Source organism: Breoghania sp. JC706, assembly GCF_037026715.1.
Taxonomy (GTDB): Bacteria; Pseudomonadota; Alphaproteobacteria; order Rhizobiales; family Stappiaceae; genus Breoghania.
Genome location: NZ_JBANCG010000014.1, coordinates 35,506 through 60,274 on the forward strand (window position 1 = coordinate 35,506; position 24,769 = coordinate 60,274).

A 24,769-nucleotide genomic window follows, 5' to 3' on the forward strand; every position below is an offset into this window, starting at 1 on the left:
CACTATCAATGGCGAGGACGGCCCGGCTTGCGCCCCTTGCGGTCCGCAGCCATCAATTCCATCAGAATACCCTCGCGCAGGCCACGATCGGCCACGCGAAGTCTCTTGCACGGCCAGCGCCGCCTTATCGCCTCCAGAATCGCACAGCCCGCGAGCACGAGGTCGGCCCGGTCCGCGCCAATGCAAGGATTATCGACACGTTCCTCATAGGGCATGGCGAGCAGGCGTTCGATCATCGCCGACACATCGGTATCGGCCAGCCACGTTCCATCGACACGCCGCCTGTCGTAGCGCTCAAGCCCCAGATGTACGCCCGCAAGCGTGGTCACCGTGCCGGATGTCCCCAGCATATGCACATCGCCGGAGCTGATTGCATCGCTCAGCATCGCCCCCATGGCGAAGGAGGTCAGATGTTCCGACACATCCTCCACCATCGCCTCGAAGCTCTCCGGCCCGACCTTCGTTCCGCCATGGCGCTCCGCCAGCGTCACGACGCCGAGCGGCAGCGACGTCCAATGGCGGATGAAACGGGTGAGCGCAAGCCCCCGCGCCCCGCAGCGGTTCCTGAGATCAAGCCAGACAAGCTCCGACGACCCGCCTCCGATATCGAACAACACGACGCCATCCGCATCCGGCGCGACCAGAGACGTGCAGCCGGCCACCGCGAGCCGCGCCTCCGTTTCCCGTGTCACGATTTCAAGCGCCAACCCAGTCTCCGCCCGGACCCGCTCGATGAAGAGCGGTCCGTTCTCCGCCGCCCGGCAGGCTTCCGTCGCGATCAGCCGCATTCGTACGGGACTGCCGCAAAGGGCCAGCTTGTCGCGGCAGACAGACAGCGCCTCGATTGCCCGCACCATGGCGGCATCCGAAAGTCGGTGCGAATAGCCGATGCCTTCACCAAGCCGCACGATGCGCGAATAGGCATCGACCACCCGGAAGGAGCGGCCTTCCGGCTTTGCGACCAGCAGGCGACAATTGTTGGTTCCAAGATCGAGCGCGGCGTAAAGCGTACCGCGATAGTCGCCCGCCCTCGGATCGCGTTCCGCACGGGCCCCGCGGGCTTCGCCGGGAAGTGCAGCCACGGCCCCGCTCGCCCGCCCCGGCACGGAGTGCCGGTCCGACGGCGGCGGCGCCCGACGTGGATGTTCCTCGCGACGAGGACCGACATGCACGCCTTTCCCAGACGCGGACCGACTTTCTGCGGGGGCGGATCGGCGCTCCGCCCCCGGACCGGCCGAGCGGATTGCAGCTTTGGCGACGTTGGCCGACCGGCTACCGCGCCGCACCGTATACGCCGCGCGCCCTGTCGTCTCGCCGCCCCCCTCATCAGAACCGGCTTGCCGAGCACGTTCGACCACGCACTCATTGCCGTCGTCCGCACGCGGACTTTGCTCGCGCCCCGCTGGTACGGCGCGTTTGCCGTTTGCCGGCGTTGCGTCTTTGCCCGCGTGAGACGGTCGGGCAGCGCCATGCGCACCCTCCCCGTCGCGGCACCGCTTGCGCCGACGTCGCTTCTTCTGTCTGCGCTCTCCACCCGGCGAACACGTGTCGGCCACGGTTGGCGTCTGCACGGTCGAAGCGCCATGCACCGCCGCTTGCGACGCGGATACACCGCTTTCAACCTGCTTGCCCGACTTCCGGGCCCGGGCACGCTTGCGGCGCTTGGCTCGCTTCTGCGCGCTTCTCGTGTTCGCTTTGGCGGAAGGCTGGCGGATGGATCCACCGTCTTCCGAATCGCTCAAGGTCTCGAACCTCTTGATCGCACAGCGCTTCCTGGAACGGCGCGGCTGCGGCGACCGTTAGTTGCCTAGTTGTGCACAAGTCTATCACCTCCCGGCGTCCCCGCAACCGGCAACAGTTCCTGGCGACGGCATATGACGGTGAACGAACTTCCATCTCCTCCGTGCGAAAAAACTGCCTGCAAAGCCGCGATAGTCCGCCCTTTTCCAAAAGATCCGAAAATACCACGGGTTGAAAATATCCGCCGAATTCCCATAATCATTGAATTGGAAGCGCTTTTTCCCGATTTCGGCCGGCTTCAACAGCCTGTCGAAAACTTCAAAGGGGGTGGTTGATTGTCTCTCGACCCCACGCTATAAGGCGCTCCGTTCACTGATCACAGAGGCGGTGAACAGCGGACCGGGCGACACGCTCTGTATCCGCTCAAATGTTGAAAGCCAAGCAAGTGGAATGGCTTGCGCAGGTTATTTCAACAGGCACTGGGGAATAGGTTAACGGTAGACCCGCGGACTCTGACTCCGTTAGTCCTGGTTCGAATCCAGGTTCCCCAGCCAACTCTTTCCAGTGCATTGATATCATTGAGTAATTCGGAAAAGAATTCCGGATTGACTGCTCAATCGACCGACTGATGCCCAGGACTGGTCCCCATCGGGTTCCGTCCGAGCTTTCGGAAACATTGGGCAATGGCTCGATATCACGCAGTCCCGAACCTCCAGCGCCGCGGTAACATCTGGTATTGGCGCCCTCGCGTGCCTCGGCATATTTCGCAAGCCGACCTTAACCAGAAGCTGTCATTCAGTCTGAGGCAGTCCGACCATGACCGCGCGCGCTACATGGCGCTGCGGCTCAACACGCTGCTCGCCGAACTGAAATTCCGACGGCCGTGGGCATCGATGACCAAAGACAAGCCAATCACAAAGAATCTACGATCGCGCGGGCGAACTTTTGGTAGGGACTTTCATAAAGCCCCCGCTCCCCATGTGGTAGAAATCCTCGGACTTGCCGGGCTCGATTTCGTCGTCATCGATCAGGAACTCGCGCCGATCGAGCTCTCCCAGGAGGAACGCCATCTATAAGGACAAGGATCCTCGCGCGGATCTGTTTGCCGCAGCAGCCAAGCCGCAGTCGACCGGCCTGATCGCCGAGGAACAGGTCGCACTCTTCTATAGCCGGATCCCCAGGAGAGCGCAGCGGATGCGAAGACCTGCTACGTCCGGGGCTGCAACGTCGTGATCGCCTATTCGGAAGTCACGGCCGGTGCCGTGCTGAACTACCGGACAACAGACCGGCGCTGAGGGACGGGCCAAGGAAATCTGCGATACTCACGTTCGCGGAATCTGACCCGGACCGGATCCGGAGGGGACTGTCGGCGGGTGCCAATGCTGCTGCGCGGGGAAATCTGGGGCGTGAAAATCAAGAAGACCGCAGGATTTACAATTTGCCAAAAGATGAGTGCGACTGCTAGACACGACCGATCACAAGCGAACTGCCCACTTCCCCCCAGCCATTTCGAAACATTCCGTTTTCGATATCTGCATGTCCCTACAGGTAAGAGAGATGAAAACCGGCAGGCTCAAGCTCGCTAATCCTGACCTGGTGTGCGAAGAGTTCGATGGTGAACTCGTGGTTCTCGATCTGGAAACCGGAAAATATTTCGGGTTCGATCACGGCGCGAGCGCCATCTGGAACTTGCTGCAATCGGGCATCGCTCCCTCGGCCATAGAAGACGCTCTGGGCAGATCGCTAGACCCCCTGATCACGAAACTCGTCGACCTCAAGCTTGTGACGATCACGTCGGAAGAGGGCGATACCGCGCTCGATCCGCAAACCCGCACGTCACTGGCCTGCTTCGATACGGAGCCGACAGTCGAGGTGTTCGACGATCTCGCCGATCTGATCCGCGCCGACCCAGTGCATGATGTCGATCAGGAAGCCGGTTGGCCTCACCAGCAGAAGGCGTCCGCGTGCTGACGAACATCCGCAAAGTGGACCGGGCGGACCTCGGCCGATTTGCACGGGATGCTCTGGCCTTCGCGAAGACATGTGATGATGGCCGGCTGACGCATCGCCGCTTGCGCCTGCATGGACTGGACTTTGAAGCCGCCTTTGCCGATCCCGCCTACGCGGATGCCTTGACGCGCGTCTACGCGGTCGATGACATGGCCAGTACGCCGCAACGCGGTCTGCGGGTGACCGTGCTGGACGCCACGCTTGTCCCGGACATGCCGCGTTGCGTGTGGTCCGACAGCGTGGTCGGTGGCGGGCCGGTGCGCGATGCCCTTCAGGTGGACGGTCTGATGGGCGTCCACGATCCCGATCGCGATGTCTGGCTGTTCTACGATCCCGAGACTGGCGAGGGCGTTCAGCTCATGCCGACCCCGCAGACGCCCCCTCCCTGGGAGGCGTCGATGCCGCTGCGTCTGTTCGTCCATTGGGCGATGCACGGCATTTCCCGCCCGCTTATACACGCCGGAACGCTCGGGCTCGGCGGCGACTGCGTGCTTCTTGCCGGGCCCGGCGGAGCGGGCAAGTCGGGCACCACACTTGGCGGGATCCTGCACGGACATGCAAGCGTTGGCGACGACTACGTGCTTGCCGAGCTGGCCGACGGTGAGGCCATTACCCGGCCGATCCTGAAAATCATGAAGCAGGATGCAACGGGCCTGCGCCGGCTGGGCCTAGCCCCGGAAGCACCGATATTTCAGGGCCCAAACTGGCAAGGCAAGCTCGAATTCGAATTCGCCCGTCTTTGTCCCTCGGCCACGGTTCCCGCGATGCGGGCAAAGGCGATCCTGTTGCCGCATGTCAGCGGCGAGACGCGGACGAAGGCGGGGCCGGCCTCTTCAAAGGAGGCGGTTCTGGCGCTTGCTGCCAGCAGCTTCGCCCAGCTCTTTGGCACCTGGCGGGCCGATCTGGTGTTTCTCGCAAATCTCTGCCGGCAACTGCCGGCCTGGCGGGTTGATCTCGGCACCGACCCGGCCGAAGTCTCCGGTTTTATCGGCGGCGTCATCGCGAAAGGGCACCCGTGAAGCTGTCGATCCTCATGCCCGCCTACAACGCCGAACGCACCATCGCCTCGGCCCTGAAGTCGCTCCTGCGACAGCGCGATGCGGCGACGCTGGAAATCGTCGTGGTGGACGACGGCTCGACAGACGCGACAGTAACCGTGGTGAAGAGCCTGGCGGCCTCCGCGCCCGAGATCCGTCTGCTGGAGCGCCCCCATTGCGGGATCTCGGCAACGCGCAATGCCTGTCTTGCCGCCATGTCGGCGGAAGCGGATTTCGTTTCCTTCCTCGACGCCGACGACCTCTCCCCCTCGGACAGGTTCCGGCGCGACCTTGCCAAGTTCGCAGCCCGGCCTGAGCTTCAGATGATCTACGGCGCCGCCCGCTTCTTCGAAGAGGAGGACAGCGAACTTCTGGCGCCGGCCCCCTCCAGCCGCACGCTCGACGGGCGGATCATTCAGCTCGGCGCCGGTCTCTATCGCGCCGGCTTCGTGCGTGGGCTCGGGCCTTTCGATGAAAGGCTGGCGCAGGCGGAAGACACGGAATTCATCCTTCGGATGTTCGAACGCCCCGTCGCCCACCTGATCGACAGCGAGGTGGGCGTCTACTATCGGCGCAACCACGGCAGCGTCACGGACGACGTGGAACAGGCACACCGGGAAACCGTGCGGGCATTCCTGCGCGCCGCCAACCGCCGCCGCAAGCTCGGCGCGCCGCCGCTGCCGAAGGGCTTCCTCACCGACACGCATATCGCTGAACTGGCACGATGGAACGATGAACGCCTACACCGCTCTCATACCGGCGTATAACGCGGCCGACTTCATTGGCGAAGCCATCGCGTCGATCCGGGCGCAGAGTGTGCCGCCGACGCAGATCATCGTCGTCGACGACGGTTCAAACGACGGAACTGGCGACGTGGTCAGGTCCAACGGCGATGACATCATCGTCATCCATCAGGAAAACCGTGGCGTCGGCTCGGCGACCACGGCAGGCTTTGCCGCGGCAACGGCCCCGCTCGTGGCCACTCTCGACGCCGACGACATCTGGCTGCCGCACAAGATGGAGACGCAGCTTGCCCGGCTCGCAGGCGAGCCCGCGCTTGCCGGCGTGTTCGGCAACATCCTTGCCTTTCATCGTACAAGACAACAGCCAACCGGATCCCACGTAGAGGGCTGGCTGCGTTCGACGATGGCGATCCGACGCGCGGTATTTGAACAGGCCGGCCCGATCATCGATCCCCCAGGGGGATGCGGAGACATGGTGGATTGGCTGGCACGCGTGCGCGAGGGCGGGCACCGGCTCGCCATGCTCGACGAGACACTTGCCCTGCGCCGTATCCGGCCCGGAAGCCTCAGCAACAGCGGCGCGGCAAAGCGCGATGGCGGCTATCTGTTTGCCGCACGGCAGGCGATCCTCCGCCGCAGGGCACGAGAGGACTGACCATGGGCCCAGCACCGGACGCGGCCGGGTCTAACGGGTTGGCACCCCAGCCGAGGCGTCGGCCCTTTCCCTCCCCCGAATGGGCATGGCCACGCGGCCCGAGAGAGTTGCTGATCATTGCCGCGGCCTGTGCCAACGAGGCGCGCGCGGCCGCCACGCTCCGGCAGTGGCTGGCGACCACCGACTTCGATGCCGCGACCTTCGCCGATCAGCGGTTGCTGGTGCGTGCCGCGGACCGCTTTCCCGCCTCCCGCCTCGCCATTCACGAACGAGGCCGTATCGACGGCATCGTGCGCATGCTGTGGAGCAAATCCCGCCTTGCCCTGAAAGGGGCCGAACCGGTGCTGCGGGCCCTGTCGGAGGCGGGCGTGCCGATGCTCGTCATCAAGGGCGCGGCCCAGTCCGCTCTCGACATGGCAAGTCTCAAGGGTCGCATCGCCCACGATATCGACATCGTCATCCATCCCGACGACTACCCGCGTGTGCTCGATGAACTCGAGACAGCCGGCTGGCGTCCCGACCACGGCGCCTCGTTTCTCTATCTGAAGGCGCTGGGCACCCGCTTCCACGGTATGAACTTCCTCAAGCCGCCCGCCGGCGACATCGACATCCACAGTCGTATCTGCCGGACCGTCTCTCACACCAATCCAGCAGAGACCGGCATCTGGGAGCGGGCCCGCGCCGCATCCTTCATGGGCGCACGTGTCCTGGTGCCAGCCCCTACCGATCTCTTCACCATCGCAATCGCCCATGGCGCGGTTGACGCCCAACACCATTGCGACTGGATCGTGGATTGCACCCGGCTGATCGGTGAAGGGCGCATCGACTGGCCGTTGTTCTTGAAGACGATCCGCTCGCTCAACATGCTGCCGCATGCGGCAATCGCTCTCGGCTACATGGAAAAGGCGCTCGACGCTGCGATCCCGGCGGAGGTACTCGCGGAGGTGCGGCACGAGGCCAGGGCAAGTCGGCTCACCTATCTCGAAGCGCTCTTTCTTTTCCGGGCGCGTGATACGCATTCGATCATCAGCGGTCTCGCCCGGCGAGCCTTCAAGCAGCGCCATCTGGAGCGGATTCGGGCGGTAAATGTGGCCGAGACTGACGGGACTTCGAAACGAACCCGAAAGATGCGGCGAACTGGGGCGACAGGACTTGATTTTGGCGGTGCGGAACCCGTCCTGATCCGGCGTCTTCCCCTGGATGCCGGGCAACTGCGGTTCGGGCTTGTCGTTGATTTCGGAAACGTGGGCGTGGCACGTCGACACATCCTGGAAGTCAACACCTCCGATCGCCACCTGTTCAGGCTCAAGTTCCGGGACATGACCGGACGCGGGAGAGCGGTCGCCACAGCTGCAATTGCTTTGCCCGATGACATAGACCCGGCGGATGTCTGGATAGAGTCGCGCCCGGCAGGCCCCCTCCCCCTGCGCCCTTCGCCGGAGGATCTGCGGAAATTCGGGGCCATGCCGTTTCGCATCGCCATTGCGTGACGAACACCAAAGACCGCGGGTGACAAGGCACGATCAACGCCAATAACTGATCCTCAGGACGGGCCTTAATCGGGCGCCGTCAGAGCTGGGGAACCATTGGCATTGTCTCGATATCACCCCGCCGCGAACCTCCAGTGCTGCGACAACATCTGGTACTGGCGCCCTCGCCTGTCTCGGCACGTCCGGATACCAGGTGTGGACGACGTCAGTCGTCGGAATTGAGAGCAATACGGCCAGATAGCCGTGGTCCGCTGTGCGCCTCCCAAGTCGGTCGCTCCATCGCAGAGGTGGGCTGCCTACACGCTGGACTCAATCATTTGAAGATTGCCTGCATCCCGTGAGCCAAACGTCGCCATGCCCTTCAGGAGCGCACGTTCCCTCCATCAGTCGTTCAATCCGACCAACGCGTTCGTTAAGCGCAGTATCATCCTCACGGAGATTATAGGATGCAGGCGCGATAAGAGCGGCTACCAGACGGGTGAATTCGCTCTTGTTCAACTCGGCTGGCATTCGTGAATAGATCGCGGAACTTGCCCGATAAAAGCCCGTGATCCAGCCTTCTGGACCTTCCCCCATTTCCAGCGTATCGAGCCAAAGTGCAAGAATCTGCTCCTTGGAAAGCCGACTTTCCAAGCCGATTGCGTATCCGGTCTGCCTAATTTTCGCGATGCCCGGGCGAAAATTCTCAAAGGCGAGGCGCTTGGCAGCCGATTGCGTGATCGTCGTGCTCCCCGCTCCAGGCGTGGAAAAATCCACTCCTGAGTGTTCGTTGAAATTCGGGTCTTCTACCGCCAGCAGTATCGCCAGATGTTCCTCGCCAAGCGATGCTCCATCACGTCCTTGGGCGATTAATTCATCTGCTCGCCTAGCGAGTTGCGGCGCATCGGAAAGAGCGTCCCAATATCCACTCCCGCCATACAGAGCAGCCGCAAAAACCGAGGCAAGAACGAAAATAAATACAGACCTAAACATCTTTCTCATTATACCACCCGAAATAGCTTAAGGAAAAAATAATACATTTCTAAAGTAAAGCCTTCGAAACGAACCCTTCGCTTCAAGATAAGGAGGGCAAACCCGGTCTACCTAGGGTGCGCTTGGAACTGCCCGAAATGGTCGGCAAACAGGGAATCCACAGTCGCAACCTAGCGCCTCCATGCCGAAACGGGGGCTATCGACACACCGCGCCAGCCGGAAAAGCGACACACAACCAGCCACCCTCCTCACACCCTTCGCGATCAGGATCGGGCCCAAGCCGGATCCTGATCACTCCGTTCAGGCCGGGCGCTTTGGCTTGCGGCTTTTGTGTTTCGACGGCTTGCCGCGATCGGCTCCCGGGGCCTTGTGTTTGCGCGGCGGCTTGCCGTCGGACCTGTATTTCGGTTTCGCCGGCAGCGGCCTTGCGCCCACCTCGCCGGCCGGCGCGATCCGGATGCCTTTCTCGAGGCTACCGGGTTGCCTGAGATGCTGCGCAAAGCCGTCGGCCTTGTCGGCGGAAATCTCGAAACGGGTTTCGGTATCGTCGATCCGGATCGCACCGACATCGCGTCTTGTCACGCCGCCGGCGTTACAGATCATCGGCAGAAGGAATTTCGGATCAGCGCGCTGCCGGCGCCCAAGCGAAATCGTGAACCAGACGCCGTCTTCCATGGCAGGGCCACGCGGCTCGCGGGACGGCGCCTGTTCTTCCCGAGATCGCCGTGCACGCGCGGGTCCCTTGCCCTGCAGGGCCTCGGCGGGAAGCGGCGAGAGTTCCTCGGGAACGGGGTTTGCGGCCAGTTGCTGGCGAAGGAACGCAGCTGCGATACGCTCAGGACCGGCCCGCTCCAGCAACTCCGCCACGAAATCCGCCTCCAGCTCGTCAGGCTCCGCGGCGGAGGCGGCGGCATCGAGGATCCGGCGTCGGTAGCGTGCCTCGATCTCGGCGATGCCGGGCGCGGCGCGCACGGTCGCCGTCAGCTTGGCGAACCCGAGCACACGGTGGGCAGCACCGCGCCTGTGTTCGGGAACGATGAGCACGCAGACCCCCTTTCGACCCGCGCGGCCGGTCCGTCCGGACCGGTGCAGCAGGGTCTCCGGGTTGCTCGGCAGATCGGCGTGAACCACGAGGTCGAGGTGTGGAAGGTCGATGCCGCGTGCCGCGACATCGGTCGCCACGCAGACGCGCGCGCGCCCGTCCCGCATGGACTGCAGCGCGTTCGACCGTTCCGACTGCGCCATCTCACCCGAGAGGGAAACCGCCTGAAAGCCGCGATTGACGAGGCGCGCCGTAAGATGGCGAACCGCTTCGCGCGTGTGGCAGAACACCAGGGCGCTCTCGCTGTCAGTATCCAACAACGTATTGATGATGGCGTGCTCGCGCTCGTCGCGCCGCACCAACATCAGCTGGTATTCAATGTCCGCATGCTGCTCGGTCGGCGCGATCGTCTCCACGCGCACCGCATCGGTCTGCACCGCACTGGCCAGTTCGGCGATACCACGTCGCACGGTTGCGGAAAAAAGCAGCGTTCGGCGTTCCTCTGGCGCCGCGCCGAGGATGAATTCCAGGTCGTCGCGAAAGCCAAGGTCCAACATCTCGTCGGCTTCATCGAGCACCACCGCACGAATGGCGCCGAGGTCAAGCGCGCCCCGCGTGATGTGATCGCGCAGACGGCCCGGCGTGCCGACAACAAGATGGGCGCCGCGTTCGAGCGCACGTCGCTCGCCGCGGATATCCATACCGCCCACGCAGGTCGCGATCCTGATCTGAGTTTCTGCAAAGACCCAGTCGAGTTCGCGTTGAACCTGAATGGCGAGTTCGCGCGTTGGAGCGATGATCAGGCCCAGCGGTGCAGCAGCAGCATCGAAACGATCGGCGTCTCCAAGAAGTGTCGGCGCGATCGCAATGCCGAAGCCGATCGTCTTGCCCGAACCTGTCTGCGCCGAGACGAGAAGGTCAGCTTCGCGATATGCCTCGTTCGTCATCGCCAGTTGAACGGGTGTCAGCTGGCTGTAGCCCTTCGCCGCCAGCGCGGAAGCGAGGGCCGGATGTATGGCTGCGTTCGGGGGGGTGGGGGTAGAGTTGGTATTCGGCGTCATGGTCACCATCTTTGTTGGCCGCCGAATATCACAATGCGTGCGCATTGGGCAGCGATAGTTTGCCAGGTATCTCCGCTCTTTTGGAAAGCGGGGTTGATGATGAACACCGAGCTGCCTCATCTGACTGGTACAATGGGGTTTCTAAGGTGTGGATCCCTGAAGGAGACAGGAACAGCGTCGCCGGTGACCACCGCGGAAAAGCCCACCGTATCGAATCCGCCCCTCACGATTGCCCGGAAGAGGGACTTTCCCGAAACCAGTGTGGGCCGATAAAGCGTTAGCGTCCCTCTTGGGCATCGAAGCGAGCCCTCTTCTCCCGGCCGAGTTCGAAGTCGGAAATTCCAAAATTGGTATCGACTGGCCGAAATGGCCGCTTCCGAAATCACCATTTCCAGTGCGTTGTCGCCGGAAAGCGAAGAGCGAGCGGACAGATGGTGCGGCCACGGGGCTTCACGATTTCGGCCAGAAGCGAGATCGATTGCCGGATCACGGATTAGCGCTCCAATCGAACCTCTTTCGTCTCTTCGGCGCCCCGAAAGAAAAACACCGCTCCCCCTTCATTCCGCTGCCAAAATGTGTCAACTTATATTGACACTCAAGATTGGCGGCTTTCCATGTCCAAACCTTTTCCGTTCTCGGCGATCGTTGCTCAGGAAGATATGAAAAGGGCCCTGCTGATGGCGGCGGTCGAGCCGCTTCTGGGAGGGGTCCTGATCTTCGGCGACCGCGGCACCGGCAAGTCCACCGCCGTCCGCGCCCTCGCCGACCTGTTGCCGAAGATCGAGGTCAGAAGCGGTTGCCGGTTCAATTGCGTTCCAAGCGAACCGCAGGAGCATTGTCCGGTCTGCAATCGTAAAGACGGCGAAAAACCTGCGAAATCGGTAAAAATTCGAACGCCCATGGTCGATCTGCCGCTCGGAGCCACGGAAGACCGCATTTGTGGCGCGCTCGATCTTGAAAAGGCGCTGGTGGCCGGCGAGAAGGATTTCGAGCCTGGGCTCCTGGCCGCAGCAAACCGGGGTTTTCTCTACATCGACGAGGTCAATCTCCTCGAGGATCACCTTGTCGACCTGCTGCTCGACGCAGCCGCTTCGGGTGTCAATGTCGTCGAACGCGAGGGCCTTAGCATCCGCCACGCAGCCCGCTTCACCCTGGTCGGCAGCGGCAATCCGGAAGAAGGCGATCTCAGACCGCAACTGCTCGACCGCTTCGGTCTCAGCGTGGAAATCAGGACGATCGTCGATCTCGGCCAGCGCATCGAGGTGATCCGTCGGCGTGACGCCTATGAAGCCGACCCCGACGCGTTCTTTGAAAGGTGGTCACGCAAGGACGCGGCGATCCGCAACAACGTCGTCAAGGCTCGCCGTATCCTGCGGCAAGTGGAGATCCCCGACCATGTGCTGGCTCGCATGTCGCAGCTGTGCATGAGCCTCGGCATCGATGGCATGCGCGGTGAGCTGACCCTGATGCGTGCCTGCCGAGCGGCAGCGGCCCTGGCCGGCCGGCTGGAGGTGACCTGGGACGATGTATCCGACATCTCGCCACTGGTGCTGTGCCACCGGTTGCGCCGCGATCCGCTGGACGACGCCGGCAGCGCGCCGCGCATCGAACGGGCCGTGGCCGCCGTTGGTGCGGAGGTTCTGGTTGGGCATGGATGACCTCGGCGCCCTCCTCGACTTCGAAGCGGTCTTGCCGTCGGCCGGGCCGGATCCGTGGCGGGATGCCCTTCTCGCCGCAAGAATTCTCCGGGCAGGCGGAAAATCTGTCGGCGGCCTTTGGCTGAAGGCACGCGCCGGCGGCGTGCGGGACGCCTATCTGGAATATCTCCGCGCTGCTCTCTCGCCCGACGAAAACTGGGTTCGCGTGCCGACAGCCGTCCCCCTTTCGGCACTGACGGGCAGCATCGACATTGCGGCGACCGCTGTTGCGGGGCGCCTCGTGAGCCAGGCCGGATTGCTCGCCAGGGCCCATCACGGCGTCCTGCTTGTTCCGATGGCGGAGCGCTTGGAGCCATCCGCCGCCGCGCTGATCGGCAATGCGATGGATACGCGAAAGAGCACCAGGGTCGGACGTTCCGACCGGGAAGCCGAGTGCGACCCGACAGAATTCACGGTGATTGCGATTGATGAGAGCGCCGGGCCGGAAGAGAGGCTTCCAGCCGCGCTCGCAGAGCGGCTTGGCCTAGTCGTGGACCTCAATGCCGTCTTCTGGAGCCGGATCTCGGCTGCCGATCCCGAGCAATGCGCTGCCGGCCGGCCGAACCATCTTAAGGTCACCATTGCCGACGATATGGTGAGGCTTCTCTCCGCGATTGCCGGCGCCTCGGGTGCCGCGTCGCTGCGAACGCTGCAGCATCTCGTCAGCGTTTGCCGGACAGGCGCCGCCCTTTCCGGTCGAACGCACGCCAGCGAAGAAGATGCCCTGACCGCGTTGAGGCTATGTCTGGGGTTGACGCTTGGCCCACAGCAACAACCTGGCCCCGATCATGCTGAGACGCCTTCGCAGGAAGGTTCGCCGCAAGGCTCATCGGACAATGAAAATGACGGGGAGCCGCCGCGGAGATCGCCGGACAGCGCGGAGGACGGCGAGCGCGCCCTCAACGCACTTGCCGCACTCCTTGCAGCCGTCGAAGCCGGCACGATTGATGGGCTGCCGGACTTTACGCCGGGCCGGGCGAAAGCCTCCATCCGCGCCAGGTCCGGCCAGTCCGGTGCCGCCCGCAAGAATACCCGTCGCGGCAGGCCCGTTTCCGTCGCACGTTCTGCCCCCTATCCGGACGCCCGTCCGAATGTCATCGCGACTTTGCGCGCTGCCGCCCCCTGGCAGCTTATCCGGATGCAAAAGCGGAAAGATCTGGAGAGCAAGCTGGGCGTAACGCTGCCCGCTGCCGCCAAACGACGGCGCCCGCTGATCACGCGGGATGACTACCGCTATCAGCGTCTGCGGCACGAGACCCCGTCGACGGCGATTTTCGTCGTTGACGCGTCAGGCTCGACCGCACTGGAACGGCTGGGGGAAACCAAGGGCGCCATCGAGCAGCTTCTGGCGCGCTGCTATGTCCGTCGCGACGAGGTCGCGATGATCGCTTTTCGCGGGACCGCGGCTGAAACGGTTCTGCCCCCGACCCGATCGCTGGTGATGGCAAAGCGAAAGCTTGCCGACCTGCCAGGTGGCGGTCCCACCCCGCTTGTCGCCGGCCTGGTGCGGGGGCTGGAAATGGCGCTTGGCCTGCGTCGCCAGGGCAGCACCCCGATCCTCGTGCTCCTGACGGACGGGCGCGGCAACATCGCGCTGGACGGCACCCCGAACCGAGCGCTTGCCGCTGAGCAACTGGTCGGCATGGCTTCGCGCTGCCGCAGCGAGGCGATACGCTCCATCTGCATCGATATCGCGCGGCGGCGGCGAGAGGCCGTCACGGGGCTGGCGCAAGCCATGGGCGCGGACCTCCATTTCCTGCGTCACGCAGATGCGCGTCAGATGTCCGATGTCATCAACACCTCCCTTGAGGAGGCACGCCCGTGATCGTGGACCGCACCTGGCTCGACTGGGAGACGGACGGCCGGGCTTGGCCCCATCGCGAGGCAAGCCAGTTTCACTCGACGTGCGGATATCGCTGGCATGTTCAGACTTTCGGGCACCGGCAGGCGCCGGTGCTGGTGTTGCTTCACGGCACCGGGGCCGCATCCTTTTCCTGGCGCACCCTCGTTCCTCTCCTTCAGGAGCGGTTTCACGTCGTTGTACCGGACCTGCCCTGCCACGGCTTCACCCGCCCGCTCGACGATGCGGATCTATCGCTGGAGGGGATGACCGCCTCACTCCACGGTCTGCTTCGGCATCTTAAGGTTCGCCCGGATTTCGTCCTCGGACATTCGGCTGGCGCGGTAATCGCGCTCGCGCTGGCAGCCGCCATTCGCCACACCAGCGATGGCAGGGCGGGACAAGTGCAAATGGTCTTCGGCGTCAACGGCGCACTCGAGCCGATTCGGGGCAAGCGCCTGTTGTCTCCGATCGCCAAGGCGCTGTTCGCCACCCCCCTTTCCGCCTCCATGTTCTCCCTGCTGGCGAAGGCAACGCCGCTCGGAAGCAACTTGCTCGCGGCCACCGGATCCAAGATCGACCCCGAAGGCCAGGCCCTTTACCGCCTTCTGCTCGGGTCATCTGGCCATGTCCATGGGGCACTCGGCATGATGGCCGCCTGGGACCTGAGCCAACTTCCTGCCATGTTGCGACGCCTGCCGGTTTCCCTCGCGCTGCTCGCTGCTCGCGACGATCCGATGGTGCCGGCGAAGAGCTCCGAACATGCGGCAGCCCTTTGCCGGGATGCGCGCCTGACGATGGCGGAAACCGGTGGACATCTGCTCCACGAATGCGACCCCGAACGTGTCCATGCCTGGATTTCCGCCGCGTTGCACGATCGTCGCAAGAACGGGTCTGATGCCGCATGACGATCGCACAAAGCCCTCATCTTTCGGGACTGGCCGCGCACGGTGACCGCAAACCTCACGTCGTTATCGTCGGCGCCGGCGTGGGCGGTCTCACGGCCGGCGCGCTGCTTTCGGCACGCGGCTATCGCGTCACCATATTCGACCCTCTCGACGCACCGGGAGGGCGCGCCTACGCGTATCGGCAGAATGGTTTCACTTTTGATGCGGGCCCGACCATCATCACCGCTCCCTGGCTGTTCGAACAGCTTTGGTCCGCGTGCGGCGGCTGCCTGAGGGACGATGTGGACATCAGACAAAACGATCCCTTCTATAAGGTCCGCTTCGATGACGGGACGGTCTTCAGCTACTCCGGCGATCAGGCGGCGATGGAGGCGGAGATCGCGAGAATTTCACCGGAGGATGTCCCCGGCTATCGCAGCTTCATGGCGGAAAGCCGCAGGATCTATGAGGTCGCCTTCCTTCAGTTTGCCACACAACCTTTTCACAGCAAGTCATTCACCGCCAAGGCGCTGGCCAAGCTTGTCCGTCTGGGCGGCTACCGCTCGGTCTATGCACTCGTCTCGCGGCATTTCCGGCACCCCAAACTGCGCACGCTCTTTTCCTTCCATCCGCTGCTCATCGGCGGCAATCCGTTCACGGCGACCTCGTTCTACTGCCTGATCGCGCATCTGGAGAGCAAACATGGCGTCCACTATGCCCTCGGAGGCACAAATGCGCTGGTGAACGGCATTGCAAAGCTCGTCTTACGCAACGGCGGAACGATCCAGCTTGGCGAGACGGTCGAGACCATCCTCACCTCCGGGCGCCGCGCGACCGGCGTGCGTCTCGTCGGCGGCGAAACGGTCGAAGCCGATGTCGTCATCTCGAACTGCGATCCGGCGACAACCTACGGCAAGCTGCTGAAGGACTTCCCACGCAAGCGCTGGACCAATGGAAAGATCCGCCGCGCCGATTACTCCATGAGCCTTTTCATCTGGTATTTCGGGACCAACCGTCGCTACGAGGATGTCGGCCACCACACCATGTTGTTCGGCCCGCGCTACCGGGCTCTCCTCAACGACATCTTCAGGAGCAAGACGCTCGCCCCGGATTTCAGCCTCTATCTGCACCGGCCCTCCGCGAACGACCCGTCCGTCGCGCCGGCCGGCTGCGACGCATTCTACGTCCTGAGCCCCGTCCCTCACCTCGCCGGCGGAACCGACTGGGCCGAAATGGCCGAGGTCTATCGTGCCCGGATCGCCGCCCGCCTGGAGGAGACGATCCTTCCCGATCTCAGCCGACACGTCGTCACGTCGCGCGTGACCACGCCGATAGACTTCCGCGACAGACTTCTTTCCTGGCAAGGAGCCGCCTTTTCGCTCGAACCGAAGCTTTTCCAGAGTGCCTGGTTCCGGCCGCACAACAAGAGCGAGGAGCTTGACAATCTCTATCTCTGCGGCGCCGGCACCCATCCGGGCGCAGGTCTGCCCGGCGTGGTCTGCTCCGCCCGGATCGTCGCCGAGCTCCTCCCCGATCCGGCCAATTTCGCTCCGTCATCCATCGGGCAAACGATCGGGAGGGATCGAGCGTGAGCGATATCGTCCCTTGCGCGTTCAGCGACATGCCCCCTGCCCAGCCGGTGAGGCAACGCCTTTCCCGCGGAGCATCTTACGGATTTTCCGGGCATCAGTCGGACCTGAGGGCCTGCGCCGCCGCCATCCGGAAAGGCTCCAAGTCCTTTCACCTCGCATCAATGATGCTGCCGCGTGAGACACGTCAGGCAGCTCAGGCGCTCTATGCCTTCTGTCGTCACGCCGACGATCTGATCGACGACGCCCGGGCGAGCCCAAAGGCACTGAACCAGCTCCAAGGACGGCTCGATCTGATCTACCGCGGCACACCGGCATCTTACTCCTGCGACCGCGCCTTTGCGCGGACCGTTGCCGAGTTTTCGATCCCCAAAGCCATTCCCCAGGCCCTTCTGGACGGATTTGCCATGGACATCGCAAATCGTCGCTACCGGACCATCGCAGACGTGAAGGACTACGCCACCTGCGTTGCCTCCACCGTCGGACTGATGATGTCGCTGGTCATGCGAACCGGGGAGACGCACGCGTTGGCCCGCGCTGCCGACCTCGGAATTGCGATGCAATTGACGAACATTGCCCGCGATGTCGGTGAAGATGCTCGCAACGGTCGCCTTTACCTGCCTCAGGACTGGCTGGAGGCGGCCGGCGTGGACCCACAAGACTTCCTCGACGAGCCCTGTTTTTCCCCCGCGCTCGGCGACGTCATCCGGCGCCTTCTGCAGGAGGCGGACCGCCACTATCGGCTGGGCCACGCCGGCATCGGTGCACTGCCGCCAGCCTGCCGCCCGGCCATTCGGACAGCGGCGCTCGTTTACGAGGCTATCGGCTCAGCCATCGCGGCCAACGGATATGACAGCGTGTCGCTGCGTGCCCATACCAGTTTCGCCGGCAAGTTGGCGCTGATGATGCGGTCACGCGCGGCGAACGTCTCCAAACCGGAAGAATCGGCTGCCCTCCTGGCTGCGGCACCCGACCCGGCGGCCACCGATCTGGTTGCCGCTGCGGCTATAGCCTTTGCCGCAAAATCGTCGAAGGCATGCACCGGGCGGACCGATCCGGGCCGGTTCCTGACGATCATGATGCGTCTGCAATCCAGTACCAAAGATGAGTGGCGCTCCCGGCGGCTCGCCGCGCGGGAAAAGGCTGCCAGCCTTGTTTGAGAGCTACTTCGGACTGATCGAAGCGATATTCGTCTTCGCTCTCGCGATCGCCTTTTACCTCTGGCAGCGCAGAGATCTCCGGAAGGCGCGAGACGCGGCCCGCGCCAAGGAGGCAAAAGAGCGTGAGCGCAAAGCCGCCGATTAGCCGAATGGCCGGCGCGGCATGCGAAACGGCAGCATCAGCCTGACCAGCGGATTGGCCAGTCGCCTGCAGCACAGCGTCTCGTGAACCATAGTGACGGGATCTCCGGAGAGCGATGTGCGAACGAGCGCGCGGTTGTAGAAGGGCGTGTCCTCAAGCCGGCGCAAAAGCTTCGGCGAGGCTCTGGGATCGCACGCGATCCCCCCACGAACGCCCCACAAACCAGTCGGAAGCGGGCTGCGCGGCGGGGGCGAAAAGTAACTGGACCGGCCGTCAGCGGCCTGTGTCAGCCCGATTGCGCGCCGCCGACCGTCCTTGAGGACTGCGTCGTAGAGGATCAACGCGGCATCTCCGCCACTCCGCCCCCGCGCCCAATCCCAGCCGCGAAAATCGGCTTCCACCGGCCGGTCGCCTGCGTTGAAATCATGATAGGCCTCGCCTTGCCACCCACCTTCCGGCAGGCTGTCGCTCAGGACGGAGATCCGAGCCCGTGGAAAGACCGGTCGCCAGATGTGATGGCCCTCCGGATCGAGTTCGTGGAGGCGATCGTTCTCTATTTCCGGTTCAACCACGATCCGCCCGGAGATCTTCGCGGGCAAAAGACGTTGCCCCGGCCAGGGAAGCGCAATTTCCTCGAACATGATTTCCAGCCCGCCGGAAGAATAGACGAGACGACTGTTACCGATGCATAGTGTCGTCCTGGAGCGGGTCAGACTATTGCGCCCACGCTCGGTCATCGCCCAGGCACGTCCGCCGGGGCCATAAAGCGCTATATTGATCGCGACGTGGTTCTCAGGCTCCTTGCGGCCAGCCCAGTGATAGTAAGGCGAGAATACCGAACCGACGAAGGCAATCACGGCGAGCGCGAACTGGCCGCAGTCGCTGGTCGCATCCACATACCACCAGCAATAGCCACCGGGCGGAACCGGCCAATCGAATTCGGGCCGCCCAAGCCCAGATCGGCCATCAGGCAGTCCGCCGCGATTTTGCCCGACAGCGCCGCCATCGGCAGCCCTGCCCCCGGATGGACGCTCCCCCCGGCCAGATACAATCCCTTGAGCGGCCCGCGCGCGGCCGGGCGCCTGAACGACGCCATCCAGCCGTGCGTCACCTCGCCGTACAGCGCCCCGCCCGTGGCCGGATAGAGCCGATGGAACGTATCCGGTGCCGTCAGCACCTGCGCCCCGCCGTCGCGGCCGAGTGTCAGTCCATTTGCCGAAAGACGGCGGTCCATCGCTGCCAGACATTTTTCCAACTCGCTTTTCGTGTAGGTGCGCCGATCGCCGTCCGCCGGCAGGTTCATCAGGCAGTAGATCCGCTCCGCAGCTCCGACGGGCACGCCGGCGGGCAAGGCCCCTGCCGAATCCCGATCTTGCGCGCAGACGTAGACTGTCGGATCGGCGGGTGGTGTCCGATGCTCGAACACAGCCTTGAATTCGGATTCGTAGTCGTCGGAAAAAAACACGGTGTGGTGGGCAAGGGGCACGCCTTCGGTCCTCGCGAGCCCACAGACAACCAGCGCGGACTGGGAACGACTGCCAGGAGCGGCGCGTTGACGCCTGCTTTTGCCGCTTGCAAGCAGACCCGACAAGGCGGCGACATCGCCGTTGAAGATGACCTGAGAAGCCGGAACGACCTCTCCATCCGCCAGCCTGACGCCCGTGACGCGCCGTCCGGATGCGTCGGCGAGGATGGCGTCGACGGGCGTCCCGTTCCGAAAATCCGCCCCTAGCCCGACCGCCAGTGCAGCGAAGCGTTGTGCCAGCACGTGCATTCCGTGCTTCGCAATCCAGACCCCTTCCCGTTCCACATGGGCGATGAGCATCAGGGTCGCCGGGGCTAGGTAGGGCGATGATCCACAGTATGTGGCATAGCGGGCGAACAGCTGCTTGAGCCGCTCGTCCGTAAAATAGTCATCGAGTGCGGCCCAGAGCGTTGAAAACGGTCTTAAGGCGAAGAGCGCACCGGCCTTCGACAGACCGATCCGTCGGGAAAGGCTCACCGGATTTGGGCGCGTCGCGTCGATGAAAGTGTCTTTCAACAGCGCATGAACCCGACTGCTGTCGGTGGCAAACCGCCGATACCCGTCCGCCTCGCGGCGCCCCGCGAACGCCTCGACCGCCTCGAAAGTCCTCGCCGGGTCGGCGTAGAGGTCGAGGGACCCGCCTCCGCTCCAATAGTGCCTGGCCAACACATCCGCCTTTTCCAAGGCGAGTTCGTTGTCGAGGCTGCTGCCGCATCCGGCCAGCAGATCGTCGAAGACCCATTTCATGGTCAGCACGGTTGGTCCGGTGTCGAACCTTCGCCCTCCCGCCGACACTTCGCGAAGCTTTCCTCCGGGGGCATCGGAGGCCTCCACAACGAGGACCTGGCGGCCCGCCGTGGCCAGCCTCAAAGCCGCCGCAAGGCCACCCATGCCGGCGCCGACGACCACGATCCGGTCTTGCGGTTTCGATGAGGCCACTGGTTGCCCTTCAAGTTGACTTTCATTCCCGATGTGTCACTTTATATTGACAGTTTATCGTCAATACAATTAGACATTCACGCCAAATGAGGGAGCGGCCCCATGGACCTGTCGGAACGCATCGAAACCGGGATGCAGACTGCCATCCGATATGCCACCGCAAACGGTTGCCCGCAGAAACTGGCAGCCGCGCTGCGTTATGCGGTCTTTCCAGGGGGAGCCCGCGTCCGCCCCAGGCTGTGCCTCGCCGTTGCCTTGGCCTGCGGCGACCGTGACCCAAGGGTCGCGACCGCCTCCGCAACGGCAATCGAACTGCTGCATTGCGCTTCCCTGGTGCACGACGACCTGCCGTGCTTCGACAATGCTGCCACCCGTCGCGGCATTCCATCCGTCCACGTCGAATTTGGCGGAGAGATCGCTGTTCTCGTCGGAGATGGCCTGATCGTCGCGGCGTTCGAGACAATTGCCCGGGAGACCCTGCACGCACCGCATCTGACGGCCCGCATCATCTCCACCGTCGCCAACGCGGTCGGCGCGCCATATGGGCTGGTTGCGGGTCAGGCCTGGGAAAGCGAGCCGAAGATCGACATCGCCGCATATCATCGCGCCAAGACAGCATCGCTCTTCACCGGTGCCGTATCCACCGGCGCGCTTTCCTCCCAGGGCAATCCGCTCGACTGGTATGCTCTGGCAGACGCCCTCGGTGCCGCCTATCAGGTCGCCGACGACCTTTACGACGCCATGGACGAAACCGGCAGCATGGGCAAGCCTGCCGGTCAGGACGCGCTGAATGGCAGACCCAATCTGGTGGCTGAACTGGGCTTGGGAGGCGCGCTGAAACAGCTTCAGGCGCTGGTCGATCAGGCGGCAGACAGCGTGCCGGAGTGTGACGGCGCCGACATGCTGCGCGCTCTGATCCAAAAGGAGGCCAAGCGCCTCATGCCGGCGAAACTCGCCGCTAGTGCGGCCTGAGGATGGACGGCCAGGCCGACATTGGTGACAGCCCAGCCAAGGCCGCCAAGCCGGGGCCGGCGATATCGCGATTGCAAACCAGAAAGCCGCTATCTCTTGGGGCGCGCTTGCGCCAATGGCGCAACGACTTGATCGCGTCCGCGAAATTTCGCAACCAAATGCTGCGGTTTCCAGGGACGCGCTGGCTCGCGCAACGAAAGGCGAACGCCCTGTTCCGGCTGACCGCCGGTTTCGTCTTCAGCCAGATCTTGAGCGCCTGCGTAACGCTTGGCGTCCTCGACAGGCTCCGTCGCGGGATCCTGAGCACAGACGCCCTGGCGGAGGCCTGCCATCTCGCCCCTGCGCGCATGCGGCTGCTGCTGGAGCAGGCCGAACGCCTTGGACTGATCAGGCATGCGGGCCGCGACCACTGGACCCTAGCCGATGCGGGCACCGTGGTCGCCGCCGACGCCGGCTTGAAGGCAATGATAGAGCACCACTGCCTTTTCTATCGCGACCTCGACAGGCCCGCCGAACTATTCGGAACTGCCGAGCGCGATACCGAGCTGAAGCGCTACTGGGCCTATGCCCGTTGCCCGGACCCGTCAGGCATCGAGACAGAAACGGCGAATGCCTATTCCGGCCTCATGCGAAGCAGCCAGGCGATGATGGCGGACTGCATTCTCGCAGCGCACGATTTCGGCCGTTACGAATCAATCCTCGATGTCGGAGGCGGCGACGGGACCTTTCTGGCAACGGCCGCCGCCGCCTATCCGGATCTCAAGCTGCAGCTCTTCGATTTGCCGCCCGTCATCGAATTGGCGCGCCAGCGATTTGCCGAAAGCTGCCTCGTCGAGAGGATCGAATTTCACAGCGGAGATTTTGCGAAGGCCCCGGTCCCAGCATCCGCGGACTGCGTCTGCCTGACCCGGGTGCTGTGCGACCACGATGACGATCGCGTCCTGACGATACTCACTAACCTCCACGGATCTCTCAAATCCGGAACCCGGATCATGGTCGCCGAGGCGATGGCGGGAAAGACCGAAGGCGCCCGGCTCGCTGCGGTCTATTTCAACCTCTACTTCCTCGCTATGGGTTCCGGCAAATGTCGAACTGATAACGAAATCAGAAACTTGCTGAAATCTGCCGGTTTCAGGCGCCCGTACACAATTGCCACCGCGAGCCCACTCCTGGCCACGCTCGTTTTCGCCACGCGCTAGCGCCGGGCATCGTCCAGTGTCAAAAAGTGTAAAATTTAATTGACACTTCATTGCGTCAATTTACAATTACACTTCAAGAAACGCCGAACCCAGATGCGGGAGGCACGGAGATGTACACCACAGCGGTCGTTTTCCAGGAGCCCGGCTCCCTGCAGGTCAGACGTCTTGCGTTGACCAGGCCGGGCTGCTCGGACGTGGTCGCTGAATCTCTTCTCAGCGGCATTTCCACGGGCACCGAGAAAATGCTGTTCGATGGCTCCATGCCGCCATTTCCCGGGATGCGCTATCCGCTGGTCCCGGGATACGAGACAGTCGCCCGCGTCGTCGAAGCGGGACCGGACTCAGAGCACGCGATCGGCGATCTCGTCTTCGTGCCGGGAGCGAACTGCTTCGAAGATGCGGCAGGCCTCTTCGGCGCAACCGCCGAACGGATCATCCTTCCTGGCGGCCGCGCCATTCCGATCGCAGATGATCTCGCCGAGGACGCAGTCCTGCTTTCGCTCGCGGCCACTGCCCATCATGCGGTGAAACGTGCCCATGCGCCGGCGGATCTCGTCATCGGACATGGTGTTCTGGGCCGTCTGATCGCCCGCGTTCAGATCGCTCTTGGTCACAAGCCGCCGCGCGTCCTGGAGACTTCCGCAGATCGCAGGAAGGGAGCGGACGGATATGAGGCGGTTGATGCGGCTTCCGAGTCCGCCGGCGCGCCTTGTGCCTGCATCATCGACGCAAGTGGCAACCCGGCGGCGATCGATGGCGCCATTGCGCGGCTGGCCAGAGGTGGCGAGCTCGTACTCGCCGGGTTCTACGGAGAGCGGGTCGGCTTTGCGTTCGCCCCCGCCTTCATGCGCGAGATCTCCATCTCGCTCGCCAGTGAATTCAAGCCCAACGACATTCACGCCGTGCTTGCACTGGTCGCCTCAGGCCGCCTTTCGCTGAAGGGGCTGATCACGCACAGCGCCCGGCCCGCCGACGCGGAAGCCGCCTACCGCACCGCCTTCGGCGACCCGGCCTGTCTGAAAATGGTAATCGACTGGAGGACTGCCGGATGACCCTGCACGAGCCGATCGGCCAGCACCAGATGCGCGATTTCCTGCGCGCGGAAGCGGAGATCGAACCGGATGCCCCGGCAACGGGTCCGGTGACCAAGGAAACGCAGATCATTGCGATCTACGGCAAGGGTGGCATCGGCAAGAGCTTCACGCTTGCGAACCTCTCCTACATGCTTGCCCAGCTCGGCAAGAAAGTACTGCTGATCGGCTGCGATCCGAAAAGCGACACCACGTCTCTCCTCTTCGGAGGACGCGCATGCCCGACGATCATCCAGACCGCCTCCAACTGCAAGCAGGCCGGGACGGAAGTCACAATCTCAGATGTCTGCTTCAAGCGGGACGGTGTCTTCGCGATGGAGCTTGGCGGACCGGAAGTCGGACGCGGTTGCGGCGGACGCGGCATCATCCACGGTTTCGAGACACTCGAAAAACTCGGTTTCCATGACTGGGATTTCGACTTCGTGCTGCTCGATTTCCTGGGCGATGTCGTCTGCGGCGGCTTCGGCCTGCCGATCGCGCGCGACATGTGCCAGAAGGTCGTCGTCGTTGGCTCCAACGACCTGCAGTCGCTCTATGTGGCGAACAACGTCTGCTCAGCAGTGCAATATTTCCGCAAGCTCGGCGGCAATGTCGGCGTGGCGGGACTGGTCGTGAACAAGGACGACGGAACCGGCGAGGCGCAAGCCTTCGCAGACGCCGTCGGGATCCCGATCCTTGCCTCGATCCCGCAGGACGAGGACATCCGCCGCAAGAGCGCCAACTACCAGATCATTGGCAATCCCGACGGGCGCTGGGGGCCTCTCTTCGCCTCGCTTGCCGCCAATCTCGCGTCGGCACCGCCGGTCCTTCCCAACCCTCTCGATCAGGACGGTCTGCTTGCCCTTTTCGATTCCAGCGAAACAGGGGCCGATTTCCGGCTTCAGCCCGCATTGCCTGAAGACATGTGTGCAGCCGGCGCGCTGAACGCTCCGTCTCTCGAAGTCATCTATGACACCGTTTAACCGACCGGACCTGGAC

Annotated in this window: 20 protein-coding genes and 1 tRNA gene; 16 read left to right on the top strand and 5 right to left on the bottom strand. The window is 63.5% G+C overall.

Translation table 11 applies throughout. The annotated features are described in order from the left end of the window. Positions 1-5 precede the first annotated feature (5 nt). Complete coding sequence (locus tag V2L18_RS21860; RefSeq protein WP_336180531.1) at positions 6-1,589, bottom strand: hypothetical protein; 1,584 nt, start codon at positions 1,587-1,589, stop codon at positions 6-8. 631 nt (positions 1,590-2,220) lie between these two features. Between V2L18_RS21860 and V2L18_RS21865 the strand changes: the two genes are divergently transcribed. The 7 genes from V2L18_RS21865 to V2L18_RS21895 all read left to right on the top strand — a co-directional run bounded on the left by V2L18_RS21865 (position 2,221) and on the right by V2L18_RS21895 (position 7,675). Continuing rightward, positions 2,221-2,294 (top strand) — tRNA-Gln (locus tag V2L18_RS21865). Positions 2,295-2,423: 129 nt separating this feature from the next. After that, entirely contained in the window at positions 2,424-2,816 is a 393-nt protein-coding gene (locus tag V2L18_RS21870) for a DUF6538 domain-containing protein (RefSeq protein ID WP_336180474.1), read from the top strand. Between the two features lie 481 nt (positions 2,817-3,297). Then, positions 3,298-3,711, top strand: coding sequence for a PqqD family protein (locus tag V2L18_RS21875; RefSeq protein WP_336180475.1), 414 nt, complete (start codon positions 3,298-3,300; stop codon positions 3,709-3,711). Then, the gene (locus V2L18_RS21880) at positions 3,705-4,769 is read left to right on the top strand and encodes a hypothetical protein (RefSeq protein WP_336180476.1); all 1,065 of its coding nucleotides are present in this window, start codon (positions 3,705-3,707) and stop codon (positions 4,767-4,769) included. Before V2L18_RS21875 ends, V2L18_RS21880 begins: the two co-directional genes overlap by 7 nt. Then, positions 4,766-5,554, top strand: coding sequence for a glycosyltransferase family A protein (locus V2L18_RS21885; RefSeq protein WP_336180477.1), 789 nt, complete (start codon positions 4,766-4,768; stop codon positions 5,552-5,554). The genes V2L18_RS21880 and V2L18_RS21885 overlap by 4 nt, the downstream gene beginning before the upstream one ends. Continuing rightward, positions 5,520-6,185 carry a glycosyltransferase family A protein gene (locus V2L18_RS21890; protein ID WP_336180478.1) on the top strand — a complete coding sequence of 222 codons (666 nt, stop codon included), beginning with the start codon at positions 5,520-5,522 and terminating at the stop codon, positions 6,183-6,185. Before V2L18_RS21885 ends, V2L18_RS21890 begins: the two co-directional genes overlap by 35 nt. A 107-nt stretch (positions 6,186-6,292) precedes the next feature. Further along, complete coding sequence (locus V2L18_RS21895; protein WP_336180479.1) at positions 6,293-7,675, top strand: nucleotidyltransferase family protein; 1,383 nt, start codon at positions 6,293-6,295, stop codon at positions 7,673-7,675. 309 nt (positions 7,676-7,984) lie between these two features. On the opposite strand, the gene V2L18_RS21900 is transcribed toward V2L18_RS21895, so the two are convergent. Then, on the bottom strand, positions 7,985-8,656 hold the full coding sequence (locus V2L18_RS21900; protein WP_336180480.1) for a transglycosylase domain-containing protein: 672 nt from the start codon (positions 8,654-8,656) through the stop codon (positions 7,985-7,987). Between the two features lie 291 nt (positions 8,657-8,947). After that, positions 8,948-10,750 carry a DEAD/DEAH box helicase gene (locus V2L18_RS21905; RefSeq protein WP_336180532.1) on the bottom strand — a complete coding sequence of 601 codons (1,803 nt, stop codon included), beginning with the start codon at positions 10,748-10,750 and terminating at the stop codon, positions 8,948-8,950. A 614-nt stretch (positions 10,751-11,364) separates the two neighbouring features. On the opposite strand from V2L18_RS21905, the gene bchI reads away from it, so the two are divergent. Genes bchI through V2L18_RS21930 form a run of 5 tightly spaced genes read left to right on the top strand, consistent with a single transcriptional unit; the run spans position 11,365 to position 17,923 of the window. Then, positions 11,365-12,408: a magnesium chelatase ATPase subunit I gene (bchI, locus tag V2L18_RS21910; protein ID WP_336180481.1), complete on the top strand. Its 1,044-nt coding sequence runs from the start codon at positions 11,365-11,367 to the stop codon at positions 12,406-12,408. After that, positions 12,401-14,272: a VWA domain-containing protein gene (locus tag V2L18_RS21915; RefSeq protein WP_336180482.1), complete on the top strand. Its 1,872-nt coding sequence runs from the start codon at positions 12,401-12,403 to the stop codon at positions 14,270-14,272. Before bchI ends, V2L18_RS21915 begins: the two co-directional genes overlap by 8 nt. Continuing rightward, a complete protein-coding gene (bchO, locus tag V2L18_RS21920) occupies positions 14,269-15,195 on the top strand; it encodes an alpha/beta fold hydrolase BchO (RefSeq protein WP_336180483.1) in 927 nt (308 codons plus the stop codon). The genes V2L18_RS21915 and bchO overlap by 4 nt, the downstream gene beginning before the upstream one ends. Further along, the gene (gene crtI / locus V2L18_RS21925; protein WP_336180484.1) at positions 15,192-16,766 is read left to right on the top strand and encodes a phytoene desaturase family protein; all 1,575 of its coding nucleotides are present in this window, start codon (positions 15,192-15,194) and stop codon (positions 16,764-16,766) included. Before bchO ends, crtI begins: the two co-directional genes overlap by 4 nt. Beyond that, on the top strand, positions 16,763-17,923 hold the full coding sequence (locus V2L18_RS21930; protein WP_336180485.1) for a phytoene/squalene synthase family protein: 1,161 nt from the start codon (positions 16,763-16,765) through the stop codon (positions 17,921-17,923). Before crtI ends, V2L18_RS21930 begins: the two co-directional genes overlap by 4 nt. Positions 17,924-18,064: 141 nt before the next feature. On the opposite strand, the gene V2L18_RS21935 is transcribed toward V2L18_RS21930, so the two are convergent. Next, entirely contained in the window at positions 18,065-18,961 is an 897-nt protein-coding gene (locus V2L18_RS21935) for a carotenoid 1,2-hydratase (protein WP_336180486.1), read from the bottom strand. Next, entirely contained in the window at positions 18,919-20,529 is a 1,611-nt protein-coding gene (gene crtD / locus V2L18_RS21940) for a 1-hydroxycarotenoid 3,4-desaturase CrtD (RefSeq protein WP_336180487.1), read from the bottom strand. Before crtD ends, V2L18_RS21935 begins: the two co-directional genes overlap by 43 nt. A 102-nt stretch (positions 20,530-20,631) precedes the next feature. On the opposite strand from crtD, the gene V2L18_RS21945 reads away from it, so the two are divergent. The 4 genes from V2L18_RS21945 (at position 20,632) to V2L18_RS21960 (ending at position 24,753) form a co-directional block, all read left to right on the top strand. Then, complete coding sequence (locus V2L18_RS21945) at positions 20,632-21,501, top strand: polyprenyl synthetase family protein (protein WP_336180488.1); 870 nt, start codon at positions 20,632-20,634, stop codon at positions 21,499-21,501. Between the two features lie 2 nt (positions 21,502-21,503). Then, positions 21,504-22,700 carry a methyltransferase gene (locus V2L18_RS21950; protein ID WP_336180489.1) on the top strand — a complete coding sequence of 399 codons (1,197 nt, stop codon included), beginning with the start codon at positions 21,504-21,506 and terminating at the stop codon, positions 22,698-22,700. 110 nt (positions 22,701-22,810) lie between these two features. Beyond that, positions 22,811-23,752 carry a chlorophyll synthesis pathway protein BchC gene (gene bchC / locus V2L18_RS21955; RefSeq protein ID WP_336180490.1) on the top strand — a complete coding sequence of 314 codons (942 nt, stop codon included), beginning with the start codon at positions 22,811-22,813 and terminating at the stop codon, positions 23,750-23,752. Next, entirely contained in the window at positions 23,749-24,753 is a 1,005-nt protein-coding gene (locus V2L18_RS21960; RefSeq protein ID WP_336180491.1) for a chlorophyllide a reductase iron protein subunit X, read from the top strand. The genes bchC and V2L18_RS21960 overlap by 4 nt, the downstream gene beginning before the upstream one ends. The last annotated feature ends 16 nt before the right edge of the window (positions 24,754-24,769 follow it).

Bases quoted from the DNA above. Each gene is read 5' to 3' on its own strand.
- V2L18_RS21870 (WP_336180474.1), top strand. From the start codon at position 2,424: ATGGCTCGATATCACGCAGTCCCGAACCTCCAGCGCCGCGGTAACATC.
- V2L18_RS21945 (WP_336180488.1), top strand. From the start codon at position 20,632: ATGGACCTGTCGGAACGCATCGAAACCGGGATGCAGACTGCCATCCGA.
- V2L18_RS21890 (WP_336180478.1), top strand. From the start codon at position 5,520: ATGAACGCCTACACCGCTCTCATACCGGCGTATAACGCGGCCGACTTC.
- V2L18_RS21950 (WP_336180489.1), top strand. From the start codon at position 21,504: ATGGACGGCCAGGCCGACATTGGTGACAGCCCAGCCAAGGCCGCCAAG.
- bchC (WP_336180490.1), top strand. From the start codon at position 22,811: ATGTACACCACAGCGGTCGTTTTCCAGGAGCCCGGCTCCCTGCAGGTC.
- V2L18_RS21900 (WP_336180480.1), bottom strand. From the start codon at position 8,656: ATGAGAAAGATGTTTAGGTCTGTATTTATTTTCGTTCTTGCCTCGGTT.
- V2L18_RS21915 (WP_336180482.1), top strand. From the start codon at position 12,401: ATGGATGACCTCGGCGCCCTCCTCGACTTCGAAGCGGTCTTGCCGTCG.
- bchI (WP_336180481.1), top strand. From the start codon at position 11,365: ATGTCCAAACCTTTTCCGTTCTCGGCGATCGTTGCTCAGGAAGATATG.
- crtI (WP_336180484.1), top strand. From the start codon at position 15,192: ATGACGATCGCACAAAGCCCTCATCTTTCGGGACTGGCCGCGCACGGT.
- V2L18_RS21905 (WP_336180532.1), bottom strand. From the start codon at position 10,750: ATGACGCCGAATACCAACTCTACCCCCACCCCCCCGAACGCAGCCATA.
- V2L18_RS21960 (WP_336180491.1), top strand. From the start codon at position 23,749: ATGACCCTGCACGAGCCGATCGGCCAGCACCAGATGCGCGATTTCCTG.
- V2L18_RS21875 (WP_336180475.1), top strand. From the start codon at position 3,298: ATGAAAACCGGCAGGCTCAAGCTCGCTAATCCTGACCTGGTGTGCGAA.